Source organism: Gloeothece verrucosa PCC 7822 (assembly GCF_000147335.1).
GTDB classification, from domain to species: domain Bacteria; phylum Cyanobacteriota; class Cyanobacteriia; order Cyanobacteriales; family Microcystaceae; genus Gloeothece; species Gloeothece verrucosa.
This window is the reverse complement of sequence record NC_014501.1, coordinates 4,299,364-4,319,751: the sequence shown is the minus strand read 5'-3', so window position 1 is coordinate 4,319,751 and position 20,388 is coordinate 4,299,364. Positions and strand designations below refer to the sequence as shown.

Sequence of the window (20,388 nt, the reverse complement as noted above, 5' to 3'; positions counted from 1 at the left end):
CTTATCAGAAACTCCAGCCAACAACAGCTATTGCAATAATCGGGTTATGCTAATTGTCAAGAGGGTAAAAGGTTTCGTAAGATGGCAACTCTTAGGAGGGGTAACAGTTTTAGCCCTACTAGGAACACTCATTAGCGGCTGTGAAAACTTGTGGGAGCCAGAAGCCGACGCTCAGTCTAAACCGCGTCAACCCCAAAACCGTAGCATTGCTGTAGATGCCGCCGAAGCCGGTTTAGGGAAATTGCGCCAAGATATTGAATACACCGGTAATACCACCCCCGTGCGAGAAGTGTCACTGCGCTCGCAAGTAGAAGGCCAACTCCAACAACTGAACGTGGATGTGGGGGATGAAGTTAAACTCGGACAAATTCTCGCTCGTTTAGATGATGACTTACTGTTGAGTGCGGTGAACCAGGCAAAAGCCCAAAAAGCGGCTCAACGTTCTCAAGTCGTCAGCGCCCAAAGTGAAGTCAATGATGCTCGCATTAAAGTCGAACAAGCGCGGCTCGAATTACAACAAGCGAGTGCCGATATTACCCGCCTAGAAGCTTCCCTCAAGGCGAGTATTGAACAAGCGCGTCTAGAAGCCCAACAAACCGCCGCCGATGCTGCAAGACTTAGGTTACTCGCTAACCAGGGAGCCATTCCCGAACAACAGGCAGAACAAGCAGAAACAAAAGCCCAACAAGCTCAACAAAGTTTATTAAACCAACAAGCCAGTGCCTCTCAACAAATTAGTCAAGCCAAAACCCGGGCCCAAACCAATGCCCAAATTTTACGCTCGGCACAAGCTCAAGTGGCTATTGAACAACAACAAGTATCGGCGGCACAAGCTGAAGTAGATGCTCAAAAAGCGCTAATTAATCAAGCCAAAACCCGACAATCTTATGCGGTTCTTACCTCACCGGTAACGGGAAAAGTTCTGCAAAAATCTAGCGAATTGGGTAACTTAGTGCAACCGGGGACAGAAATTCTCAAATTAGGAGATTTTAGCCGCGTTAAAATTATGGTAGAAGTCTCTGAGTTACAACTCAGTAAGATTAAAATAGGGCAAAAAGTACCGATCAAACTCGATGCTTTTCCCCAGGAAAATTTTAGCGGTATTGTTACTAGAATTTCGCCGGCGGCTGACCCTACTGCGCGTTTAGTTCCCATAGAAATTACGCTTAATAACCCAGATGTAAAGATTGGCAGTGGTTTATTAGCTAGAGTCAGTTTTCCTGAAGATGAACCCACAAAAATTGTGGTTCCTGAAACGGCTTTACAAGATGAGTCAACTGTTTTTATTATTAAAGGCGAAAATCAACAAACTCGAGTTGAAGCGCGTTCTGTTGTGGTGGGAAATAAAGCCAATGGACAGGTAGAAATTCTTTCAGGTTTATCTGCGGGTGAGCGTTATGTTGCCCGTAGTAGTCAACCGTTAAAAGAGGGTAGCCCGGTTCGTTTAAGTGTTCTGTCGCCCCAAAAATAAAGCGATTTCAATTTATTAGAGATCATACAGTTATAAGGGAGATACTTAGTATCTTGAATCTAACTTTTTTTTTCATTAAGTTAAATTTGTTGAGAGACAGGCTTAATCCATCAGCCATTTGCTCATAAAGTAACGATTTTTATCCTCATAGCCTAGCCTTTGATAAACTTGCTTGGCTCTATCATTATTATAATCAACTTCTAGATGAGTCGATTGTATTCCCAAATGGCGGCAAGTTTCTTCAACCACTTGTAATATTTGTGTGCCAATTCCTTGTCCGCGATGGGATGAGCGCAGATAAAGTTCATCAATTAGGGCAAATTTCCCTCTATATTCGACACTATAACCAAAGGTTACCACTGCATAACCAATAGCCTCTTGCTCTGACTCAATTAACCACACTCGTCCAAAAGATTCTGTATTGATAATATCTCTAAGAACTGTTCGACAGACATCTTCATTAAAATCGAGATGTTCAAATTCATAAAACTCTTTTTCCAGCAGGATCAATCTATCAAGATCATCGATTTGAGCTAGAGGAAATTTAATAGTCATTAAGCTTTTTTTTTACTACTATACACTATTGGCGAAAATTTTGAATAAAAGAATAAGAAATTGCTGACTCACCCTATTATGCGGTCTTCTCTACCCCTTTTAGGAGAGGACAGACAGACTCTAACCGTTGTATGGTCAGATTAAGACCCAAAAAAGAGTTAATTTATTGAATGGAAACCCTACTAAGATCTTCCTCCTTTTGGTATTACTGGTATGTTTTCTTTGGAATTATTCTGGTAAGATATTTACTCATGGCTGGAGGAGCGTATTGGTTATTTTATCGGGTTTTGAGAAAATTTATAACAGGGCGAGGAATAACCCTTAAACCCCCTCCAGACAATGCCATACTTCGGGATATTAAATTATCGGTTTTTTCGGCGGGTGTTTTTGCGGTTGGAGCCGCCTTAATCACCTTAAGTTATCGGCAAGGAATAACCCTATTATATACTCAAATTGAGGCTTATGGGCTGTGGTATTTAGGAGCAAGTTATCTCGCCATTTTAATGCTTCAAGACACTTATTTTTACTTCACTCATCGCTTATTTCATAACCCTTTTTTCTTCAAATTTTTCCACCAAAGCCATCACCTATCCAGACAACCTACCCCTTGGACATCTTTCGCTTTTGATCCAGCCGAAGCGCTAGTACAAGTCATATTTTTATTGGTAATAGTTTTTATCATCCCAGTTCATTTTATCATCTTGGGGGCAGTTCTGATCACCATGACAGTCTGGGCAATGTTTAATCATCTGGGGTTTAAACTGTTTCCTACAACCAAACCCTATAATTATCTCGGTAGGTGGTTTATTGGTCCGTCACATCACTTAGTTCATCATCGCAAATATAAGGTACACTACGGCTTATACTTCACCTTCTGGGATCAATGGCTTAATACTAATGAGCCTAACTCCCATCTTGGCTGAAAACAATCATTGATCAAGATTGACTTTATTGACAGAATACGCTTTATTGATCTCGGTGGTACTTACAAAACTTTCTTGTAGGTAATTTAAGGATAGCAAAGTGGCTAAATCTATTCAAAAAAATGTCATGATTTTAGGGATTGCTGTACAGATATTCTCGATTTTTCCTGTACAAGCAACTCCTAAGTTAAAAGTTGGGGTTTATGTAGCGGCTCCTTTTGTCATGGAAACCGATTCATTTTCTGTCAATAAAATTCCCCCCAAAACTCCCCCATCTAAATCTCAAAAACCGGAAAATTATTCAAAACTTAAAGTCGATTTTAAATCCGTTAATTTTCAAGGAATTAGTATTGACCTATGGCAACAAATCGCTGTTTTAGAAAATTTAGATTATGAATATTTTCGTGAACAGACAGTAGAAGATGGTATTGAGGCAGTCGCTAAGGGAGAAATTGATATTTTGATCGGTTCTATTCCCATTACACCCGAAGGATTACACAAAGTTTCTTTTACTCAACCTTACTATCTATCTGCACCGGCTTTATTAGTTCAAAATCCCCGTCTTACTTTCTGGGACTTAGTTCATCCATTTTTACGACTAGCACTCATTTCTAGTTTAACAGGAGTTCTAATACTAAAATTTATCATCGCCCATTTGATTTGGCTAGTAGAGCGGCATGAAAATTCAAAACTATTTCCTAAAGATTATCTTACAGGAATTCGAGAAGCTTTTTGGTTTGCAGCCGTTACCATGACCACAGTGGGCTATGGCGATAAAGTTCCCATTACCCCACTAGGAAAATGTATCGCTTTTATTTGGATGTTGATATCGATGGTTATTGTAACCACCCTTACGGCGGCTTTAGCAACAAATTTTACTCTATCTTTATCCAAAGAAACCGTTAAGAAATTGACTAAGCCAGAGGATTTAAAAGGGACAAAAATAGCGGTTATTTCCGGAACTGAATTAACGGATATTACCAAAAAATATCAAATGCCAACTGTAGAAACAAAAAATTTAGATCAAGCGATTAATCTTTTGCTTCTGGGTCAAGTTCAAGGAGTGCTTTATCTTGAATCGGCTCTCAAATATTATCAGCATCAACAGGCCGCGCAATCTTTCACTGTAGTTCCGCTCCATTCTTTACCTTTAACCTACGGATTTGCCGTGAAGAAAAATAGTCCTTTAGTGGAAAAAATTGACGTGATTATTCTCCAAATGCAGCAAGATAATCAGCTTGCCGATATGATTCATCAATGGACTAATTAAGAGAAGGCAATAGGCAACAGTTTTCCTTAAACCCTTACCTTTTGCCTATCTTAATGAGCAACTTAAATGAGTGACAACCGATTAATTAAGACTGGCGACGGTTTTGTCGCATTTGTTCAAGTTGTTGCTGTTGTTCTGGGGTTAAAATAGCTTTCATTTTTTGCTGAGAATCTTGTCTAATGGCTTGAATTTGGCTTTGTTGCTCAGAAGTCAAATTGAGTGAAGACCAAACTTGACGCATATTTTGCCCCTTATCTTTGGCCGTTCTCAATTGATTTTTTTGTTCTTCAGTTAAAACATTTTCAATTTGAGTGCGGGTAGATTGCCAAATTTGCCGCATTTGAGTTTGTTGCTCAGGTGTTAGATTGAGCTTTGATGTCTTTCTTTCACTAATGAGAATCTCTGGATGAGAAGAAGTAATTACAGGTCTAGCTTGAGATGGATTCGATAAACCAAAAAAGAAAAGTAATGTAGAGATCGTTCCTAAAAGCCCCAGCAATTGTACCTTCATGTTTTCAATCTGTCGGTGAGAATGTTAGCGTCCTTTTAGACCCCACGAGTTACAAAATGGTTCAAAGCCCTTTTAAAAACAAAAATCGGCGAGCGGCTTTGATTGTTTGTCATAATTAAGAGTAAATTGAAGATTCAAGAAATTTACTCTAGTAACCCAAGGTAAAAAATCATTGTGTTTTTTAGAAGAATATCAGGAATGAAAAAACGGATTTTTCCAGTATTAGCGGCTATATTAGCTTTTTTAATCGTTATTTCGGCTCAGTCCACCTGGAGTAGCAATGGAATTGAACAATTATATATTTTTGGGGATAGTCTTTCTGATGTGGGTAATATTTTTCAGCTAACTGAACAACAACGTCCTCCCAGTCCACCTTATTATTCAGGACGTTATTCAAATGGGCGGCTGTGGGTAGAATATCTCGCTGATGAACTGCAATTAACTCCCAATCATGTCACCAATTTAGCTTGGGGAGGAGCAACAACACAAGGCACCATTGGCAATACAGTTTCTTTGAAAAAGCAAATAGAAAAATTTTTGGCTAACCATCCCAATATTAACTCACAAGCACTTTGTATTATTTGGATAGGCGCTAATGACTACCTCTATGGGGCTACCAATGTTAAAGCGACTGTAGGAAATATCGTAGAAGGGGTTTTCTCGCTCGTCAATACAGGGATGAAAAAATTTTTAATCGTTAATTTGCCAGATTTAGGAAAGCTACCGGCTACCCGTGACACAAAAGCCGCTACTTCTTTAAGTGCTTTAACGAAAGCTCACAATAAATACTTATCTCAATCTATACAGCAATTAAAACAGGATTTAGGCCCAAGGGTTGAAATTGCCGAGTTTGATGTATATTCTGTTTATCAACAAGTCACCAGAAGACCCAATCAATTTGGCTTAACCAATGTCAATGACAGTTGTTTAAAGAATTCTTCAGTTTGTCAGCATCCCGAGGGGTTTTTATTTTGGGATGGCGTTCATCCAAGCACAGCCGCTCATCAAATTTTGGCAAAAAAAGCCTTTTCAAAAGTTGAAGAAGCCTATTTTAGCAGTCATGGCCAAGACCCTTATGTAAGATATCAGTAATCCACCCTTGGTTAATTGAATGGATGAGGATAATTCGTTATGATTGGTGGTTGTTTATGGTTGAGTTCATAAACCGGGCAAGCGGCAAAATCAATACCTATCTAAACTATGAAATTTATTTATGATCCCCCCTCTGAAGTCAAAATTAATAAAATGAAGCAAAGGGTAAGATGGCAAGAATCCTGTATTAAAGCCCGTTCTATTGACCAAACCCAATTAGTAATCGAGGATCAGGGTGCCCATCAACCCGAATTTTCCTTTTTAGTTATAGGAGATAGTGGTTGTGGAGAACATTTAGGTCATAACCCCCAACGACAAATCACCGAAATGATGCTGTCTCATTACGACCAAATACAGTTTTTATTGCACACAGGAGATGTGATTTATCAAGTGGGGTCTAGTGAATACTATTATAAAAATTTTATTTGCCCTTATCGTGAATTTTTAGTAGGGGGAGAAGGGGATAAAATAAAGGCTTATACCGAGATGGTTTTTAACAAACCTTTTTTAACCGTACCGGGTAATCACGACTATTATGATTTACCTATTATTTATGGTTTCTTATTCCAAGTTATTTGGCCTTTACGGCATTTATTAAAGAATAAAATTGATCTAGATGTGGGTTGGCATGGCTCCCATCAAGGAGAAGCTTATGCCGAAGCTTTTTTAGATTATCTCCTAAAATATAATAACAACAAACAACTAGAAACCCATCTCGATTCTCATTACACCGCCCAGATGGGGAATGCTCGATGTCTGCGTTATCAGCCCGGTCAATTTACCCGTTTACCCAACCGATATTATACCTTTCGTTATGGGGGGATCGATTTTTTTGCCTTAGATTCTAATACCTTTAACGAACCCGAACCCATCCCGCAAACTCGAGAGGGTGAAGCTTTACGCCGCCAGTTAATGCTCCAACTCAATGAGTTAGAATTTAGCAAGCAAGACATCCTGGAAAAATCGAGTGAACTCGATCCTAATCATCCCGAACAAGCTGAACAACTCGATGATTATCGGGGGAAGTTAAACCAAATTGAAGAAACTCAACAAGACATAGAAAAACGACTAAAATACAAAAAAGTTGTCGTAGATTTTGAACAATTAAATTGGCTTAAAAACCAACTCATTGAATCTTGGCATACCGAGGAAGTTCGGGGACGAATCCTATTTTTTCATCATCCGCCTTATGTCACTGAAGCAACAAAATATAATCACGGAGAAACCCTTGCCATTCGTCGCCGCTTGCGAGAGGTTTTTGATCAAATAGACAAAGAAGTCAAACAATTAAGAGGAAATCGTCCCCTAGTAGACTTAGTCTTATGTGGTCATGCCCATTGTCTAGAATATTTATATACAGAAAATACAGGACACGCAGACTCGAATATTAATTGGATTATTTGTGGAGGCAGTGGCCATAGTCTCCGCCGCCAAAAAAAAGATGGTCCAATTCTCAGCGAAAGCACTCTCGATGATCAAATTCGGCCTACTCAACCCCGTGAAATAGGACGATCTAAACTCTTTGTCGGGCGCAACGGACGCTCCCGAAGCAAACGCCGCCCTTATTCCTTTTTACGAATTGATGTTAAAGAAGGAACACCTCCTCAATTAATCATTCGTCCCTTTGTGGCTGAACGCTATCAGCATCAATGGAATAATTACTCATTAGAACCCTTTACACTTTAAAACAAATTTTCTCAAATCCTGACAAAAATCTTGAAAAAAATTTCTCTAATTAAAATATAATAGTTATTATATCCTTTGCGAAATAGTCCATAAATGAACACAGATAAGATGATAATATAGTCATCCGTTGCTCAGCTATCAGTATTGATCCCGCTTTTGTTCATAACTTATCTGTATTCATCGGCGTTGATCTGCGTTCATCTGTGGACAAATATTGCCCAATTATGCAGCCGCAAAACCCCCTAAAAAACCTCTTTTGGTTAACTCAGGTCTTACTCATTTATCCCCCAACAGTAACCCCTGAAACCCCAATAACAGAAGTAATCAAGCTGATGCACCAAGAAGGCTCAAGTTGTGTTTTCGTGAGCCAAAAAGAGCAATTTATCGGACTTGTGAGCGAAAGAGATATCATTCGATGTCTAGCCACCAAGAGCAACCCGCAAAAAATCCCCGTGACGAGTGCCCTCAACAAAAAAGTCATCGCTCTTAAAGACATTACCCAACTGAAAATCGATCAAGTCATACACTTACTGTTAGAGTATCATCTCTCTCACATAGCCGTCCTCAAACCCAACAATCAGCCTTTAGGCGTATTGACAGCAGAAAGCCTATTAACGGTCATCCTAGGATTACAACACCAAGTCACTCAACTCGAAGCCCAACATCAAGAACGAGGACGCATCGCCGCCGCTCTGCGAGATGTAGAAGAACGCTATGCCACCCTAGTCTCTGCCGCCCCAGTAGGCATATTTCGCACCGATGTCGAGGGGCATTGTCTCTATGTTAATGAGCGTTGGTGTCAAATTACCGGACTCTCCCGTACTGAAGCAATGGGAATGGGTTGGCTGATTCGGGTACATTCCGATGATCGAGAACGCATTACGCGACAATGGTATCGATCAACCCAAACCCATCTCCCGTTTCGAAGTGAATATCGCTTTCAACACAAAGATGGGACATTGATCTGGGTATTAGGGGAAGCCGTTGAAGAAAGGTCCAACGATGGAAAACTGATCGGCTATATTGGCACCGTGACCGATATTAGTGATCGTATTCAAGCCGAGGAAGCCTTAGCCAAAAGTGAAGCGACCAATCGGGCCTTACTCCATGCCTTGCCGGATATGCTTTTACGTCACAACCGTCAAGGAACATATATTGACTTAATCTCATCAGGAGAGTTAAAACCTTTTGCCTCTCCTAAAGAATTAATTGGTAAACTTCCAGAAGAGGTCTTACCGTCCAAAGTGGCCAAAATCGCTAATCAGGCTATTCAAGATGCACTGCGAACCAATGAATTACAAACCTATGAATATCAGTTACAAGGCACTGATCATCATTGGTGTGACTATGAGGCACGGGTGGTGAGTACCGGCAATGGAGAAGTTTTATCCATTGTCAGAGATATTAGTGACCGCAAAGCGGCTGAAGCGGCTTTACAACAATTAAATGCACAATTAGAGGCCAGAGTAGAACAAAGAACCTTAGCCTTAACCGAAAGTGAAGAAAGATTTCGTAAAATCTTTGAAGAAAGTCCCATCGGCATGGCCTTAGTGGGATTAGATTATCATTTTTTAAAAGTTAATACTGTGCTTTGCCAGATGTTGGGTTATAGCGAATCCGAGTTACTCGAATTGACCTTTGCTGAGATTACTCATCCCGAAGATATAGACAACAGTTTTGATCCCGCTACACAAATTTTTGAAGAAACCCATACTCGCTCTCAGGTGGAGAAACGTTACCTTAAAAAAAATGGGGAAATTGTTTGGGTGAATTTAACCTCTTGTATTATTCATCAAGCCAATGGTCAGCCGCTCTATACTTTGTCTTTAATAGAAGATATTAGCGAAAAGAAAAAGGCTGAAGAGGAACGAATGCGGTTCTTAAATGTGATCGAAGCTAGTCTCAATGAGATTCATATTTTCGATGCTCAAACCTTTAAATTTCAGTATATCAATCAACGCACTTTGTACAATTTAGGTTATACGCGAGAACAGATGAAGCAGATGACTCCTTTAGATATTAAAACGGAGTTGAACCGGCAACAATTGGTCGATCTGCTCAGTCCTTTAGTGGAAAAAAAACAAGAAGAAGTGGTTTTTCAAACTTTTCAAAGACGGGCGAATGGAAATTATTATCCGGTGGAAGTTCATTGGCAATTAATTGAGCAACAGGGTGAACATCTCTTTTTATCAGTGATTCTCGATATTAGTGATCGTTATACAGCCCAAGCCGAAAGACAAAAGCTCGTGGCTTTAGTAGAAAATAGTACCGATTTTATTGCCATGACTACTGTAGAAGGACGCATGACTTATTTAAATAAAGCCGGACGCAAATTAGTGGGTTTTGATGAGAAAGGAGACCTTACTAAAAAATTCCTGGAGGATTTTTATTTGGGCTATGATTGCTCTTTTTTTCAACAAGAAATTATGTCTAAATTAATTAGAGGAGAACCTTGGCAAGGCGAATCTCGTTTGCGTCATGTAGCAAGCGGCGCATCCATTGCCGTTTTACAAAGTTTATTTCCGATCAAAGAGCCTCAAACGGGAAAAATTCTGGCCTTTGCCGGTATTATTCGTGACCTCACTGAACGCAAACGCGCAGAGGTTCAACTGAAAACCTCTTTAGAGCAAAAAGAATTATTACTCAAAGAAGTGCATCATCGGGTGAAAAACAATCTTCAGGTAATCTCGAGCCTCTTTTCTCTGCAATCTCAGTATATTCAAGACCCCCAAATTCTCTCTATTTTAGAAGATAGCCAAAATCGAATTAGTTCTATGGCTCTGATTCATGAAAAACTCTATCATTCAGAGAATTTAGCCAAAATCGATTTTAAAGATTATATTAAAACCCTCGTACAGTATTTGTTTACTTCCTACAATATTAATCCCGAATTAATACACCTCAATTTTAATGTTCAAGATATTTCCCTCAATCTTGATCAGGCGATTTCCTGTGGATTATTACTCAATGAATTAGTTTCTAATTCCTTAAAACACGCTTTTCCTAGACCGATGAACCGACAGGGGACAATTACCATTGATTTTACTCCCCTACAAGAGCAGCAATTGTGTCTGCGGGTAGAAGATAATGGCATCGGTTTACCGGAAGGATTAAATGTAAAGTCTACGCCTTCTTTAGGGTTACGCTTAGTTCGTGCCTTAACCCGACAACTCAAAGGTAAACTAGAGATGTATAACAACAAAGGCGCAGTCTTTGAACTGGTTTTTCCCCAAGCGTAAATTTTTCCTGGCAGATCAATTAATCAAATGTCAAATAAAAAAATTTTGGTAGTCGAGGATGAAGCAATTGTTGCAGAAGACATTGCTAGTCGTTTAGAAAGAATGGGCTATATGATTACAGATATAGTCGCATCCGGAGAAGAGGCGATCATCTCAGCTATCACCACACCTCCGGATTTAGTGCTGATGGATATTATGTTACAGGGAAAGATAGACGGGATTACCGCCGCCACGCAAATTTATAAAACCGTCAAACGTCCTGTGGTTTATTTGACAGCTTATGGAGATGAAGATACTTTACAACGCGCCAAATCATCGGGATCTTTTGGCTACCTCCTCAAACCCTTTCACGAAAGAGAACTGCGGGCAACCATTGAAATTGCTCTTTCTCGACACCAAGTTGAAACTGATATTCAACAAGCTTTGGATTTAGCTCAGGTGTTACGCCAACAAGCGGAAACTCAAAGCCAACTCAAATCTCAATATATTTCTTTGGCTTCCCATGAATTTCGCAATCCTCTGACTAATATTAAAGCCTGGGCACAATTATTACAACGTTATGGACATACTTGGTCATCGGAAAAACAACAACAAAGTTTAGAACGAATTCAAGTTGCGGCTGAACAGATGAATCAGTTATTAGAGGATATCTCGACTTTAGGACGTACAGACCTAATAAAAAGCCGCTTCAACCCTGTCCCTGTTGATTTCGTCGCCTTTTGCCAAAATTTAATTCAAATACATCAAATGATGGTGGGAGAAACTTACAAGCTGACCTTGACTTATGAAGAAAATTGTGATAGGAATACGATCGCTCTCGATGAAACACTTTTAGGATATCTTCTTAATAATCTTCTCTCGAACGCGATTAAATATTCCCCTCAAGGGGGTGAAGTCGCTTTAAAGTTATTCTGTCAAGAAAGCGAGATTTATTTACAGGTTCAAGATCAGGGGATCGGTATTCCTCCATCAGATTTGCCACAGGTATTTGAACCATTTCAAAGAGCCAGTAATGTCGGCACAATTCCAGGAACCGGTTTAGGATTGGTAATTGTCAAACGAGTGGTAGAATTACATGGCGGTCGTATTGAGGTGGAAAGTCTTGAAGGTACAGGTACAACTTTTACAGTGACATTGCCTAAACTCTAGATCAATCCATCAACTCATTCAAGTTTTCTCGGGGTTATTGTGACTTTTTTGGACTTGAAAAAAAAGTATATTTTGCTACAAATTAATAGCGGCTTCAGTCAAACCTGCTCGGATTTTTGTCAGTTTTTATCTTTGGAAAAGGGGGAAATTCTCCCTTAAGCAAATTTACTTAATTCCAATGGAATAGAACAAGATTAGCGCAACAAATCTTTAAAAAACTGAAGGCGAAAAAAGGCTTTTTTGAAAAAATTTATCTTTTTGCATAGTTTTGTGAATAGTATTGACGAATGTTTACCAAGTTTGTTTAAGATAATTTTAATATTTTGACATTTTTGGCCAACTTGTGTTTTTTTTGCTTATCGTATAAGCAAGCAGGAATATAATAATTTCATTTTTATTCTTGTGAAGTGGTTATAAGCTAGCTTGGAGATGAGCATGGTGTTTAGTTTATTTCGTTCTCTGTTTTTATCAACACTACTGAGTTTTGCCATGCCGGTGATTTTAGTGGGTGGGATTTTAGCGTCTCTATACACAGCCAGTTATATTCCCGGCTTTACCTGGATTAGCGAAACAGGTACAACTCAGGTTTCTAAGTTCTTAGCGGTTTTTGGCAATGGATGTCCTTTAGAAGGAATGCTCACCATTGGTTTTGCTTTCGCCTTTGTAGGTAGTTTGTTCGATTTGTTCAACTTTTCAATGTATCAAGGACTACGAAATCACTCGAGTGAACAAGCCCGATAGACCTCAATTGACCACTGCCCTCTAAGATAGTCAACAAACAAATTTAAGAACCGTCTAAGATTGCTCAAAAAATTATCGCTCTATTGATTCAAAGATCTTCCGCTCCTCAAAGCGGTGTTATAGGGGGATTATTTTCCGAAAAAAAGGATTGATCTAAAGAGATTTTTCAGACTCCAAGCCAACAATCAATTCACAATTTGTTTTCTCCTTTAAGCGATACATAAATAAAATATATCCCCTCGCTATTACACCAAAGTTCTAAGGTCTCGCCTTTGCTCCTCTAGGTCCCGGTGTTCCAAAAACTTACCTATTACCAAAAAAGCAGCGATAAAGTTATACTTTAATCGGCAAAGCTTGGTTAAAGTAGTTTGTATCACTCTAGGTAACAATGGGAAAAGTTGTTATTGTCATCAATTCAGAAATAGCAGAAAAAGGCAAGGTTCTCAAACGCTCGCTAGTCACCGAGAAAATGGTAACAGCCCTCAAAAATGCCATCGCGGTTAATTCTCCTTTCCCCCTCACCATCGAAGTCGTGTCTTCTAGCGGGTTAGGGCCTCACAAACAAGATCCCGATCCAGATAGCGTGATTTATTGTCCTCTGACCATTCAGTTACCCCATTGGTTTAACTTTCCGGGGCAACAAGTTTATCAAGCTTGTCGAGAAATTAAAGAACGACAGATATGGGTCGCTAAACATTTATCTTATCAAACAACGCTCGATGAGGGTCCAAATGCCGGCCTCGGGGATTTGTGGTTACCCATTGTTTTAACCGCTAAAGGCCCCATCTACGCAGAAGTGATTGAAGAAGGAGAAATGCCTAACTTCTATCGCCAACCGGTCGATTTAAGCGATGATTTGCGTCAATCCCTTTATCACTTAGCCTATCAACTATTAGAAAATTTAGCCGCACCTCCTTCAGTTTATTTGTTACAGTTTAGTTTAAAGGGAAAAGAAATTATTTTTGATCGTTTGTGGCCCTTTCCGGCTGCACCCGCCCTAGCGTCTTTAATGAGACAAAAACCCGACTTATTTACCTGTTATTGGTTGTGTTTAAGCGGTCAACCGATTTTTGATTTAAGGGTTTTTCCTAACTATTTTTAAGCGAAAAAAAACTCAATCTCAGGGGGATTAATCAGATGTCAACTCAAATTCAATCAGAAGAAGTGTTGCCAACAGCGACTCCAGAAGCGGAAGAATTTACTCCCCCTCTACCACCAACCGATTTAATTTTTGACGACGGAGAACCCTTGGAAAGTAATCGTCATCGCCTTGCTATGAATACTTTAATTCGGTCAGCCGAATTAGTTTTAGCTAACCGAAGAAACGATTTTTTTGTCGGCGGCAATATGTTTATCTATTTCAGTAGTAAACAAGCCAGAAATAGAGACTTTCGCGGTCCCGATTTTTTTGCCGTGTTAGAAGTAGATGGTCGTCTAGATCGACAAGGTTGGGTTGTCTGGGAAGAAAATGGACGTTATCCAGATGTGATCATTGAATTGATGTCTCCCAGTACAGCTAAAATAGATGTGGGCGAAAAAAAAGATATTTATGAGCGAACTTTTCGCACTCCCAATTACTTCGTTTTTGATCCTTTTGAGGCAAATTCTCTGCGAGGATGGTATTTAAATTTAGACCAAGGCTATCAAGAATTAACCCCCAATGATCAGGGGTGGTTATGGTGTTCTCGCTTGGAATTGTGGCTAGGAACCTGGGAAGGAACGATCGGACGAGATCAGGGCATTTGGTTAAGATTTTACGACCAACAGGGTAATTTAATGCTCTTGCCCGAAGAAGCGGCTCAACAACAAGCCCAAGCCGCTCAACAACAAGCCCAAGCGGCTCAACAACAAGCCCAAGCCGCTCAACAACAAGCCCAAGCGGCTCAACAGCAAGCCCAAGCCGCTCAACAGCAAGCCCAAGCCGCTCAACAGCAAGCCGACAATGAACATCAACGCGCCGAAACCGAACGTCAACGCGCCGAAACCGAACGCCAACGCGCCGAAACTGAACGTCAACGCGCCGAACGTTTAGCAGAGCGTTTACGAGCTTTAGGAGAAGAACCAGATAATATATAAATCAGGAATGATTTTGGGGAAGCGGCTCGGTTTGAGCGATAACCCCTCAAGGATAAACCAAGTAGCATAAACAGTCATAGAACACAATAGAATGGAAATTCGAGCAACAGAACAAACAAAACTCAATTGGACAGGAGAAGCCCTAGCGCTCGGGATCTTTGAAGGGACAGACTTAAGTGGAGAACTTGCCGAGTTAAATGAAAAACTCGCAGGAGTCATACAAGAATTAATCACCGAGGAAGAATTTGAGGGGAAAGCCGGAACATCAGTTATATCAAGAATCGGCAATGAACTTTCTATTCGTAAACTGATTTTAGTCGGTTTGGGAAAAGCTGAAGACTTTAAACTCAATAGCCTGAGAATTGCAGCAGCCAGTATTGCCCGCACAGCCAAAAAGCAAAAAATTAAAACCCTTGGCATCTCTCTTCCCTTAGTTAACGATGAGCCGGCCCTGACTACAGGTGCGATCGTCGAAGGATTTCTGTTAGCCTTACATACTGATAACCGTTTTAAGTCAGATCCAGAAGATAAAGGCCCGAAATTAGAAACGGTTGATCTTCTCGAGTTAGGAGGACAACAAGCCGCGATTACTAAGGCTCAAATTATCGCTGATGGGGTGATTTTAGCGCGAGAATTAGTCAATGCTCCGGCTAATACTCTTACCCCTGTAACGATGGCCGAAACCGCCCAAAAAATTGCCTCTGACTATGGGTTAGTTTTGGAAGTTTTAGAAAAAGAAGACTGTGAAAACTTGGGCATGGGAGCCTTTTTAGGAGTCGCCCAAGCCTCAGATTTGCCCCCGAAATTTATTCATTTAACTTACAAACCCGAAGGCACTCCTAAGCGAAAATTGGCCATTGTGGGTAAGAGTTTAACCTTTGACTCGGGTGGGTTAAATATTAAAGTCTCTGGCAGTGGCATTGAAACGATGAAAATGGACATGGGAGGCGGTGCGGCAACGTTGGGCGCGGCTAAAGCGATCGCCCAGTTAAAACCGGATGTGGAGGTTCATTTTGTCTGTGCGGCCACAGAAAATATGATTAGTGGTAAAGCCATTCACCCGGGCGATATTTTAACGGCTTCTAATGGGAAAACCATAGAAGTGAATAACACTGATGCAGAGGGACGTTTAACCCTAGCTGATGCCTTGGTATTTACTGAAAAATTGGGGGTTGATGCCATCGTAGATTTAGCCACCCTGACTGGTGCTTGTGTGATTGCTTTAGGGGATAATATCGCGGGTTTGTGGAGTCCTAACGAAGAACTGGCCAACCAAATCAAAGAGTCAGCCGAATTAGCCGGCGAGAAATTCTGGCAAATGCCTCTAGAAGAGAAGTATTTTGAGGGGATGAAGTCACCCATTGCCGATATGAAAAATACTGGCCCTCGTGCAGGCGGTTCGATCACCGCAGCCTTATTCCTGAAACAGTTTATTAAGGAAACCCCTTGGGCACATTTGGATATTGCTGGTCCGGTTTGGACAGAGAAAGAAAATGGCGTTAATAATTCAGGGGGGACGGGTTTCCCGGTGCGAACTCTGGTTAATTGGGTTTTAAGTTAATTTTTGGGTGGGCAAGGCCCACCTTTAAATCAAAGGCAATTCCATAGCAAAAGAAAAAACCCTTGCGTAATAAGAGACTAAAAGCCGTATCAATTTTAGGCTTACTACGCAAAGATTGGCGCATTCACGCTTATGCTGTACTTTTTCTGAAGACAAAAACTTTATATTAACTCAGGGCATTGATAATATAATCGATGTAGGAATTGGCTTCTGTTGCCGGATCGCCCGATAATCCGTGATTAGCCTTGATGTACTTGAGAGCTTCGATATACCAACTCGGAGATAATTCAAAAGCACTGTTAATTTCTGGCAAACCCGCGATCAAATAATCATCGATGGGGCCAGTTCCTCCTACTACTAAAGCATAGGTGACAATCCGCAGGTAATAACCAATATCACGCACACATTTTTCTTTACCCCGTTGATCATAAGCATAGTTGGGGCCTTGCAACTGAGTGGTGTAAGGAAACTTTTGATACACTGCATTGGCAGCACCTTCAGCAAGACTCTGGGCCTTTTTAGATAAAATTTTCACGGCCTCTAAGGTGTTGGTTGCTTGACGGAAGCGACCAAAAGCCACTTGAATTTCTGCACTACTTAAGAAGCGGCCTTGAGAATCTGCGGTTGAAACGGCTTCAGTTAAAGGTGTTTTTGTCATTGATGAAAGTTCTCCTATTGGTATTGATTTGAATCAGTTTTGCCTGCTGAAAGTAACGTCTTAGCTAACGGCTGAAGCCGCACGATCAAAGTAGGAGGATAATTCGGCAATTAGATTGCTGCAATCTCCTCGGGTAATGCCATTAGGGTCATTGACGATGGCAATGGAAGCTTCTTTAAGCTTGACAATTCCTGCCGCTACCGAAGCGGTAGGCACTCCTAAAGCCACATAGGTTTCCCGCAGTCCGTTGAGAGCGCGATCATCGAGTACGCTAGGATCGCCAGTAAAGATGGCATAGGTAACATAGCGCAAAATGATTTCTAAGTCCCGTAAGCAAGCCGCCGCACGACGGTTTGTGTAAGCATTACCACCCGGCGAAATCAGTTGAGGCTGTTCGGCAAACAGGGAACGAGCCGCATTAGTAACAATTTGGGTGGCATTGCCAGAAATACGGTTGACAGCATCAACTCGCTTATTGCCATCTTTGACTAAGGCAATCAAAGCATCTACCTGAGAATCGCTTAGATATTCGCCTCGGGTATCAGCTTGAGAAACAACTTTAGCAAAGGCATCCAAAACCATCGTTTTTATCTCCTTTCAGGTTTATTAGTTGAAAGTTTTGATACTCAAAAAAATTTGAGTTTTTCTTGCTCAGGAATGTTTTATATAGCCGGAGACGGTCTAGTTTAAAGAACTAGAATCCGAGCAGGGCTATTTCATTCGAGGAAAAGCACTAAGCGACCCTTAAAGTCTGAGCAAGCTTTATTTTGGGGATTAAAGGTATAAAAACTAAAATGAGAAAATTTTTTTTCCTCAATTTAGCCGGTTAATCCTCACAAAATATTTTATACAATATTTCCTTTTTCTTATTTATTAATATTTATTAATTTTGTTTTTATGAATTTTCAATACTTTCAGGCATTAGCCTCAAAAATTGTGACAATAAGTGTTTAAAAATACCAAAATTTTGTCGCCTGTTTTTCGTTAATTAAAAAAATAAGTTAAGTTTTTTGAAAATAGTGATTAAGAATACTAAATTTTAACATTTAGTTTGGGTGTTGGGATGAGGTTTAGCTCAAAAAAAAGACAAACATAGGAGTTAGGCACTCCCGATTAAAAACAACGATTTTATGTCCAGCGAGGAATCTCAAACCCTTATGATTTAGTTAGGGTGCGTAAGTCCTAAAACATTCCCTATGAAAGCCGGCTTAGTGCGGCTTGATTCCGTTCAATCTAAGAGATTTAGAAGAATGAATAAACAAATATTTTTAAATAAACCCTTTGAACAATTAGGGTTTATATAGCGTTTCTCAAATCAATGAGGTACACCTCAATTTTATTTTTGATTACCTTTTCCCTGTTCCCTGCTTGCACTGAGCTTGTCGAAGTGTTCCCTCTTCCCTAAAATCGAAAAACTATGTACCTCACTAAAATGAGAAATGCTATATAGCTTCTAGGTTGTGTTCTTCGGTTCGGATTCTCACAGTTTCATTGACGGTAGAAACAATAATTTTCCCGTCTCCAAGTTTGCCGGTTTGAGCCGAATTGACTAAAGCTTGAACAATTAAATCGATTTGCTCGTCATCGGCGACGACTTCGACTTTGAGCCGCGTTTGAAAATCCACATTATAAACTACGCCTCGATAGCGTTCTTGTAAGCCTTTTTGTCGTCCAAATTGTCGCAGTTCAGTAATGGTCATGCCGATCACTCCAGCATTGAGAGCGGCGGTTTTTACCTCGTCTAATTTATGGGAGCGAATGATGGCTTCTATTTTTTTCATGAATTAACCTGATTGAATTATGTTATCGACTGAGTTTCATCAGCGCTTCTTTAACCGCCGGAGGCAACTGACGCATAACTTTCCCTTTTTCTGAATCTATGGCCACTAAGGTGACTCGTCCAGTTAAATATAATTGTTGATCATCAGAAGATTGAATCTTATAATCCCAATGAATTCTCACGCCGGCGATTTCATCCATACGGGTTTTAACGATGGCTTGTTCTCCTAATTTCAAAGGGCGATGATAACGTAAGGATAATTCTACAACGGGTAAAACACATCCAATCTTAACTAAATCAGCATAATTAATGCCCATAGAGCGTAAACATTCTACCCGGGCCTCTTCCATCCAGGTTAAATAAGTCCCATGCCATGCTACCCCTTCATAATCAGTATGATGAGGTTGTACTCGGATGGGGTACTCAAACCAGGTTTCTGTCGATGCTCTCAACCCTTGATCGGTGGCTAGTGCCGTTGTGGGCGATAATTGGGGGGGTGGGGTTTGCTCAGACAAGTTTTTTCGGGAATTTAATCATAATGTTTTCTGAAAATTATTTTAGCGTAATGGTTTTGCCTTGTTCTTGCATCGATTGAGTTAAAGCACTGAGAATTTCAACCAATTGAGTAGCGGTTTGTGCAGAAGCTATAGAAGGGGTTTGTTGAGATTGGATCGCTTTGATAAACTCATGGCAAACTCGACCTAATGGTTCGGCTTTTTCCACTTCGATGACAGAGGTGCTGACTCCGGCTGGTAAAAATAGTTCTCCTTGTGGCTGTACGTAACCCTGTTGCCATATCAGGGGAGTAGGGGACATTTCATCAAAGATTAAGTTGCCTTCTGTTCCCAATAGACACAAGCGCCTTTGTTTATCTGGATTTAACCAGCACAGATGTATAGAAGCTTCAAACCCATCGGGATAGGTGAGAGTTACCCAGACAAGATCAGCTAATCCTTTTTCTGGTTGTAGCCAAATCTTTCCTCTCGCTTGTACCCGGTTGGGGGTTTGTCCTAACCAATGATTGAAGATAGCAATATCATGTATGGCTAAGTCCCATAATGCGTCTACATCTTGACGAATGGGTCCGATATGGGTACGACTCGCATAACCGTAGCGTAATTCTCCGAGTTTCCCACCTTTAACGATTTGTTGTCCTTGTTGGACGGCAGGATGAAACAGATAGGTATGATCGATAAATAATTGCCGTTGCTGTTGTTTGGCAAGTTCTGTCAGTGTTCTACATTCATCGGGGTTGAGGGTTAAGGGTTTTTCGGCTAAAACGTGATAACCCTGATGGAGAGCATCTGTAATTAGGGAATAATGGCTACTAGCCGGGGTCGCAACCACAACCGCATCGAGGGTTTTTAGGTCGCGTATGGTTTCCCATTCGGTTGCTAAAATTATCTGTTGTTCATCTAGCTTAAATTGCTTCTGACATTGAGTGAGTCGTTCCCGAAAAGGATCAACGATGGCGATTACCTGGGTATCTGGATGCTGTAAAAAGTTTCTCACCCAATGCACTCCCCAGCGCCCTACTCCTAAAATAGCTATATGGATGGTCATAGATTATTAAAAGTTTTCTTCTCAATTTTTTGTCGAGACTAATTGTATTTTATGCTCAATGAGCGGTGGTGGAATTTATGCGATCATGGGTTGTAAGCTTTGAGCGGCTCTAC

General features: G+C 40.5%; 18 protein-coding genes. 11 read left to right on the top strand and 7 right to left on the bottom strand.

Going from position 1 to position 20,388, the window contains the following annotated elements:
• Positions 1-46: 46 nt before the first annotated feature.
• A complete protein-coding gene (locus tag CYAN7822_RS19140) occupies positions 47-1,471 on the top strand; it encodes an efflux RND transporter periplasmic adaptor subunit (protein WP_013323908.1) in 1,425 nt (474 codons plus the stop codon).
• Positions 1,472-1,573: 102 nt separating this feature from the next.
• Here CYAN7822_RS19140 and CYAN7822_RS19135 read toward each other — a convergent pair whose 3' ends face one another.
• Positions 1,574-2,026 carry a GNAT family N-acetyltransferase gene (locus CYAN7822_RS19135; RefSeq protein WP_013323907.1) on the bottom strand — a complete coding sequence of 151 codons (453 nt, stop codon included), beginning with the start codon at positions 2,024-2,026 and terminating at the stop codon, positions 1,574-1,576.
• 170 nt (positions 2,027-2,196) lie between these two features.
• Between CYAN7822_RS19135 and CYAN7822_RS19130 the strand changes: the two genes are divergently transcribed.
• Together CYAN7822_RS19130 and CYAN7822_RS19125 are read left to right on the top strand one after the other, a co-directional pair.
• Positions 2,197-2,949: a sterol desaturase family protein gene (locus tag CYAN7822_RS19130; RefSeq protein WP_013323906.1), complete on the top strand. Its 753-nt coding sequence runs from the start codon at positions 2,197-2,199 to the stop codon at positions 2,947-2,949.
• Positions 2,950-3,049: 100 nt separating this feature from the next.
• On the top strand, positions 3,050-4,219 hold the full coding sequence (locus CYAN7822_RS19125) for a transporter substrate-binding domain-containing protein (RefSeq protein WP_013323905.1): 1,170 nt from the start codon (positions 3,050-3,052) through the stop codon (positions 4,217-4,219).
• Positions 4,220-4,304: 85 nt separating this feature from the next.
• On the opposite strand, the gene CYAN7822_RS19120 is transcribed toward CYAN7822_RS19125, so the two are convergent.
• Positions 4,305-4,730 carry a Spy/CpxP family protein refolding chaperone gene (locus CYAN7822_RS19120; protein WP_013323904.1) on the bottom strand — a complete coding sequence of 142 codons (426 nt, stop codon included), beginning with the start codon at positions 4,728-4,730 and terminating at the stop codon, positions 4,305-4,307.
• A gap of 198 nt (positions 4,731-4,928) precedes the next feature.
• Here CYAN7822_RS19120 and CYAN7822_RS19115 point away from each other — a divergent pair, with 198 nt between their 5' ends.
• From CYAN7822_RS19115 to CYAN7822_RS19080, 8 genes are all read left to right on the top strand, one after another.
• Positions 4,929-5,822, top strand: a complete 894-nt coding sequence (locus tag CYAN7822_RS19115) for an SGNH/GDSL hydrolase family protein (RefSeq protein WP_013323903.1) — start codon at positions 4,929-4,931, stop codon at positions 5,820-5,822.
• A gap of 108 nt (positions 5,823-5,930) precedes the next feature.
• The gene (locus CYAN7822_RS19110; RefSeq protein WP_013323902.1) at positions 5,931-7,508 is read left to right on the top strand and encodes a metallophosphoesterase family protein; all 1,578 of its coding nucleotides are present in this window, start codon (positions 5,931-5,933) and stop codon (positions 7,506-7,508) included.
• A 224-nt stretch (positions 7,509-7,732) separates the two neighbouring features.
• On the top strand, positions 7,733-10,747 hold the full coding sequence (locus tag CYAN7822_RS19105) for a PAS domain S-box protein (protein WP_013323901.1): 3,015 nt from the start codon (positions 7,733-7,735) through the stop codon (positions 10,745-10,747).
• A 27-nt stretch (positions 10,748-10,774) separates the two neighbouring features.
• A complete protein-coding gene (locus tag CYAN7822_RS19100) occupies positions 10,775-11,896 on the top strand; it encodes a hybrid sensor histidine kinase/response regulator (RefSeq protein ID WP_013323900.1) in 1,122 nt (373 codons plus the stop codon).
• Positions 11,897-12,334: 438 nt separating this feature from the next.
• A complete protein-coding gene (locus CYAN7822_RS19095) occupies positions 12,335-12,637 on the top strand; it encodes a hypothetical protein (protein ID WP_083786935.1) in 303 nt (100 codons plus the stop codon).
• Positions 12,638-13,025: 388 nt separating this feature from the next.
• Complete coding sequence (locus CYAN7822_RS19090; RefSeq protein WP_013323898.1) at positions 13,026-13,739, top strand: hypothetical protein; 714 nt, start codon at positions 13,026-13,028, stop codon at positions 13,737-13,739.
• 35 nt (positions 13,740-13,774) lie between these two features.
• The gene (locus CYAN7822_RS19085; RefSeq protein ID WP_013323897.1) at positions 13,775-14,713 is read left to right on the top strand and encodes a Uma2 family endonuclease; all 939 of its coding nucleotides are present in this window, start codon (positions 13,775-13,777) and stop codon (positions 14,711-14,713) included.
• A 91-nt stretch (positions 14,714-14,804) separates the two neighbouring features.
• Positions 14,805-16,274, top strand: a complete 1,470-nt coding sequence (locus CYAN7822_RS19080; protein ID WP_013323896.1) for a leucyl aminopeptidase — start codon at positions 14,805-14,807, stop codon at positions 16,272-16,274.
• Between the two features lie 166 nt (positions 16,275-16,440).
• Here the strand turns inward: CYAN7822_RS19080 and cpcA are convergent, their stop codons facing one another.
• The 5 genes from cpcA to CYAN7822_RS19055 form a co-directional block, all read right to left on the bottom strand.
• Positions 16,441-16,932: a C-phycocyanin subunit alpha gene (gene cpcA / locus CYAN7822_RS19075; protein ID WP_013323895.1), complete on the bottom strand. Its 492-nt coding sequence runs from the start codon at positions 16,930-16,932 to the stop codon at positions 16,441-16,443.
• Positions 16,933-16,992: 60 nt separating this feature from the next.
• Positions 16,993-17,514 (bottom strand): C-phycocyanin subunit beta, encoded by a 522-nt coding sequence (locus CYAN7822_RS19070; RefSeq protein ID WP_013323894.1) that lies wholly within the window; start codon positions 17,512-17,514, stop codon positions 16,993-16,995.
• A gap of 860 nt (positions 17,515-18,374) precedes the next feature.
• Positions 18,375-18,713 (bottom strand): P-II family nitrogen regulator, encoded by a 339-nt coding sequence (locus CYAN7822_RS19065; RefSeq protein WP_013323893.1) that lies wholly within the window; start codon positions 18,711-18,713, stop codon positions 18,375-18,377.
• Positions 18,714-18,735: 22 nt separating this feature from the next.
• A complete protein-coding gene (locus CYAN7822_RS19060; protein WP_013323892.1) occupies positions 18,736-19,227 on the bottom strand; it encodes an acyl-CoA thioesterase in 492 nt (163 codons plus the stop codon).
• A gap of 37 nt (positions 19,228-19,264) precedes the next feature.
• Positions 19,265-20,275 carry a Gfo/Idh/MocA family protein gene (locus CYAN7822_RS19055; RefSeq protein WP_013323891.1) on the bottom strand — a complete coding sequence of 337 codons (1,011 nt, stop codon included), beginning with the start codon at positions 20,273-20,275 and terminating at the stop codon, positions 19,265-19,267.
• Positions 20,276-20,388 lie beyond the last annotated feature (113 nt).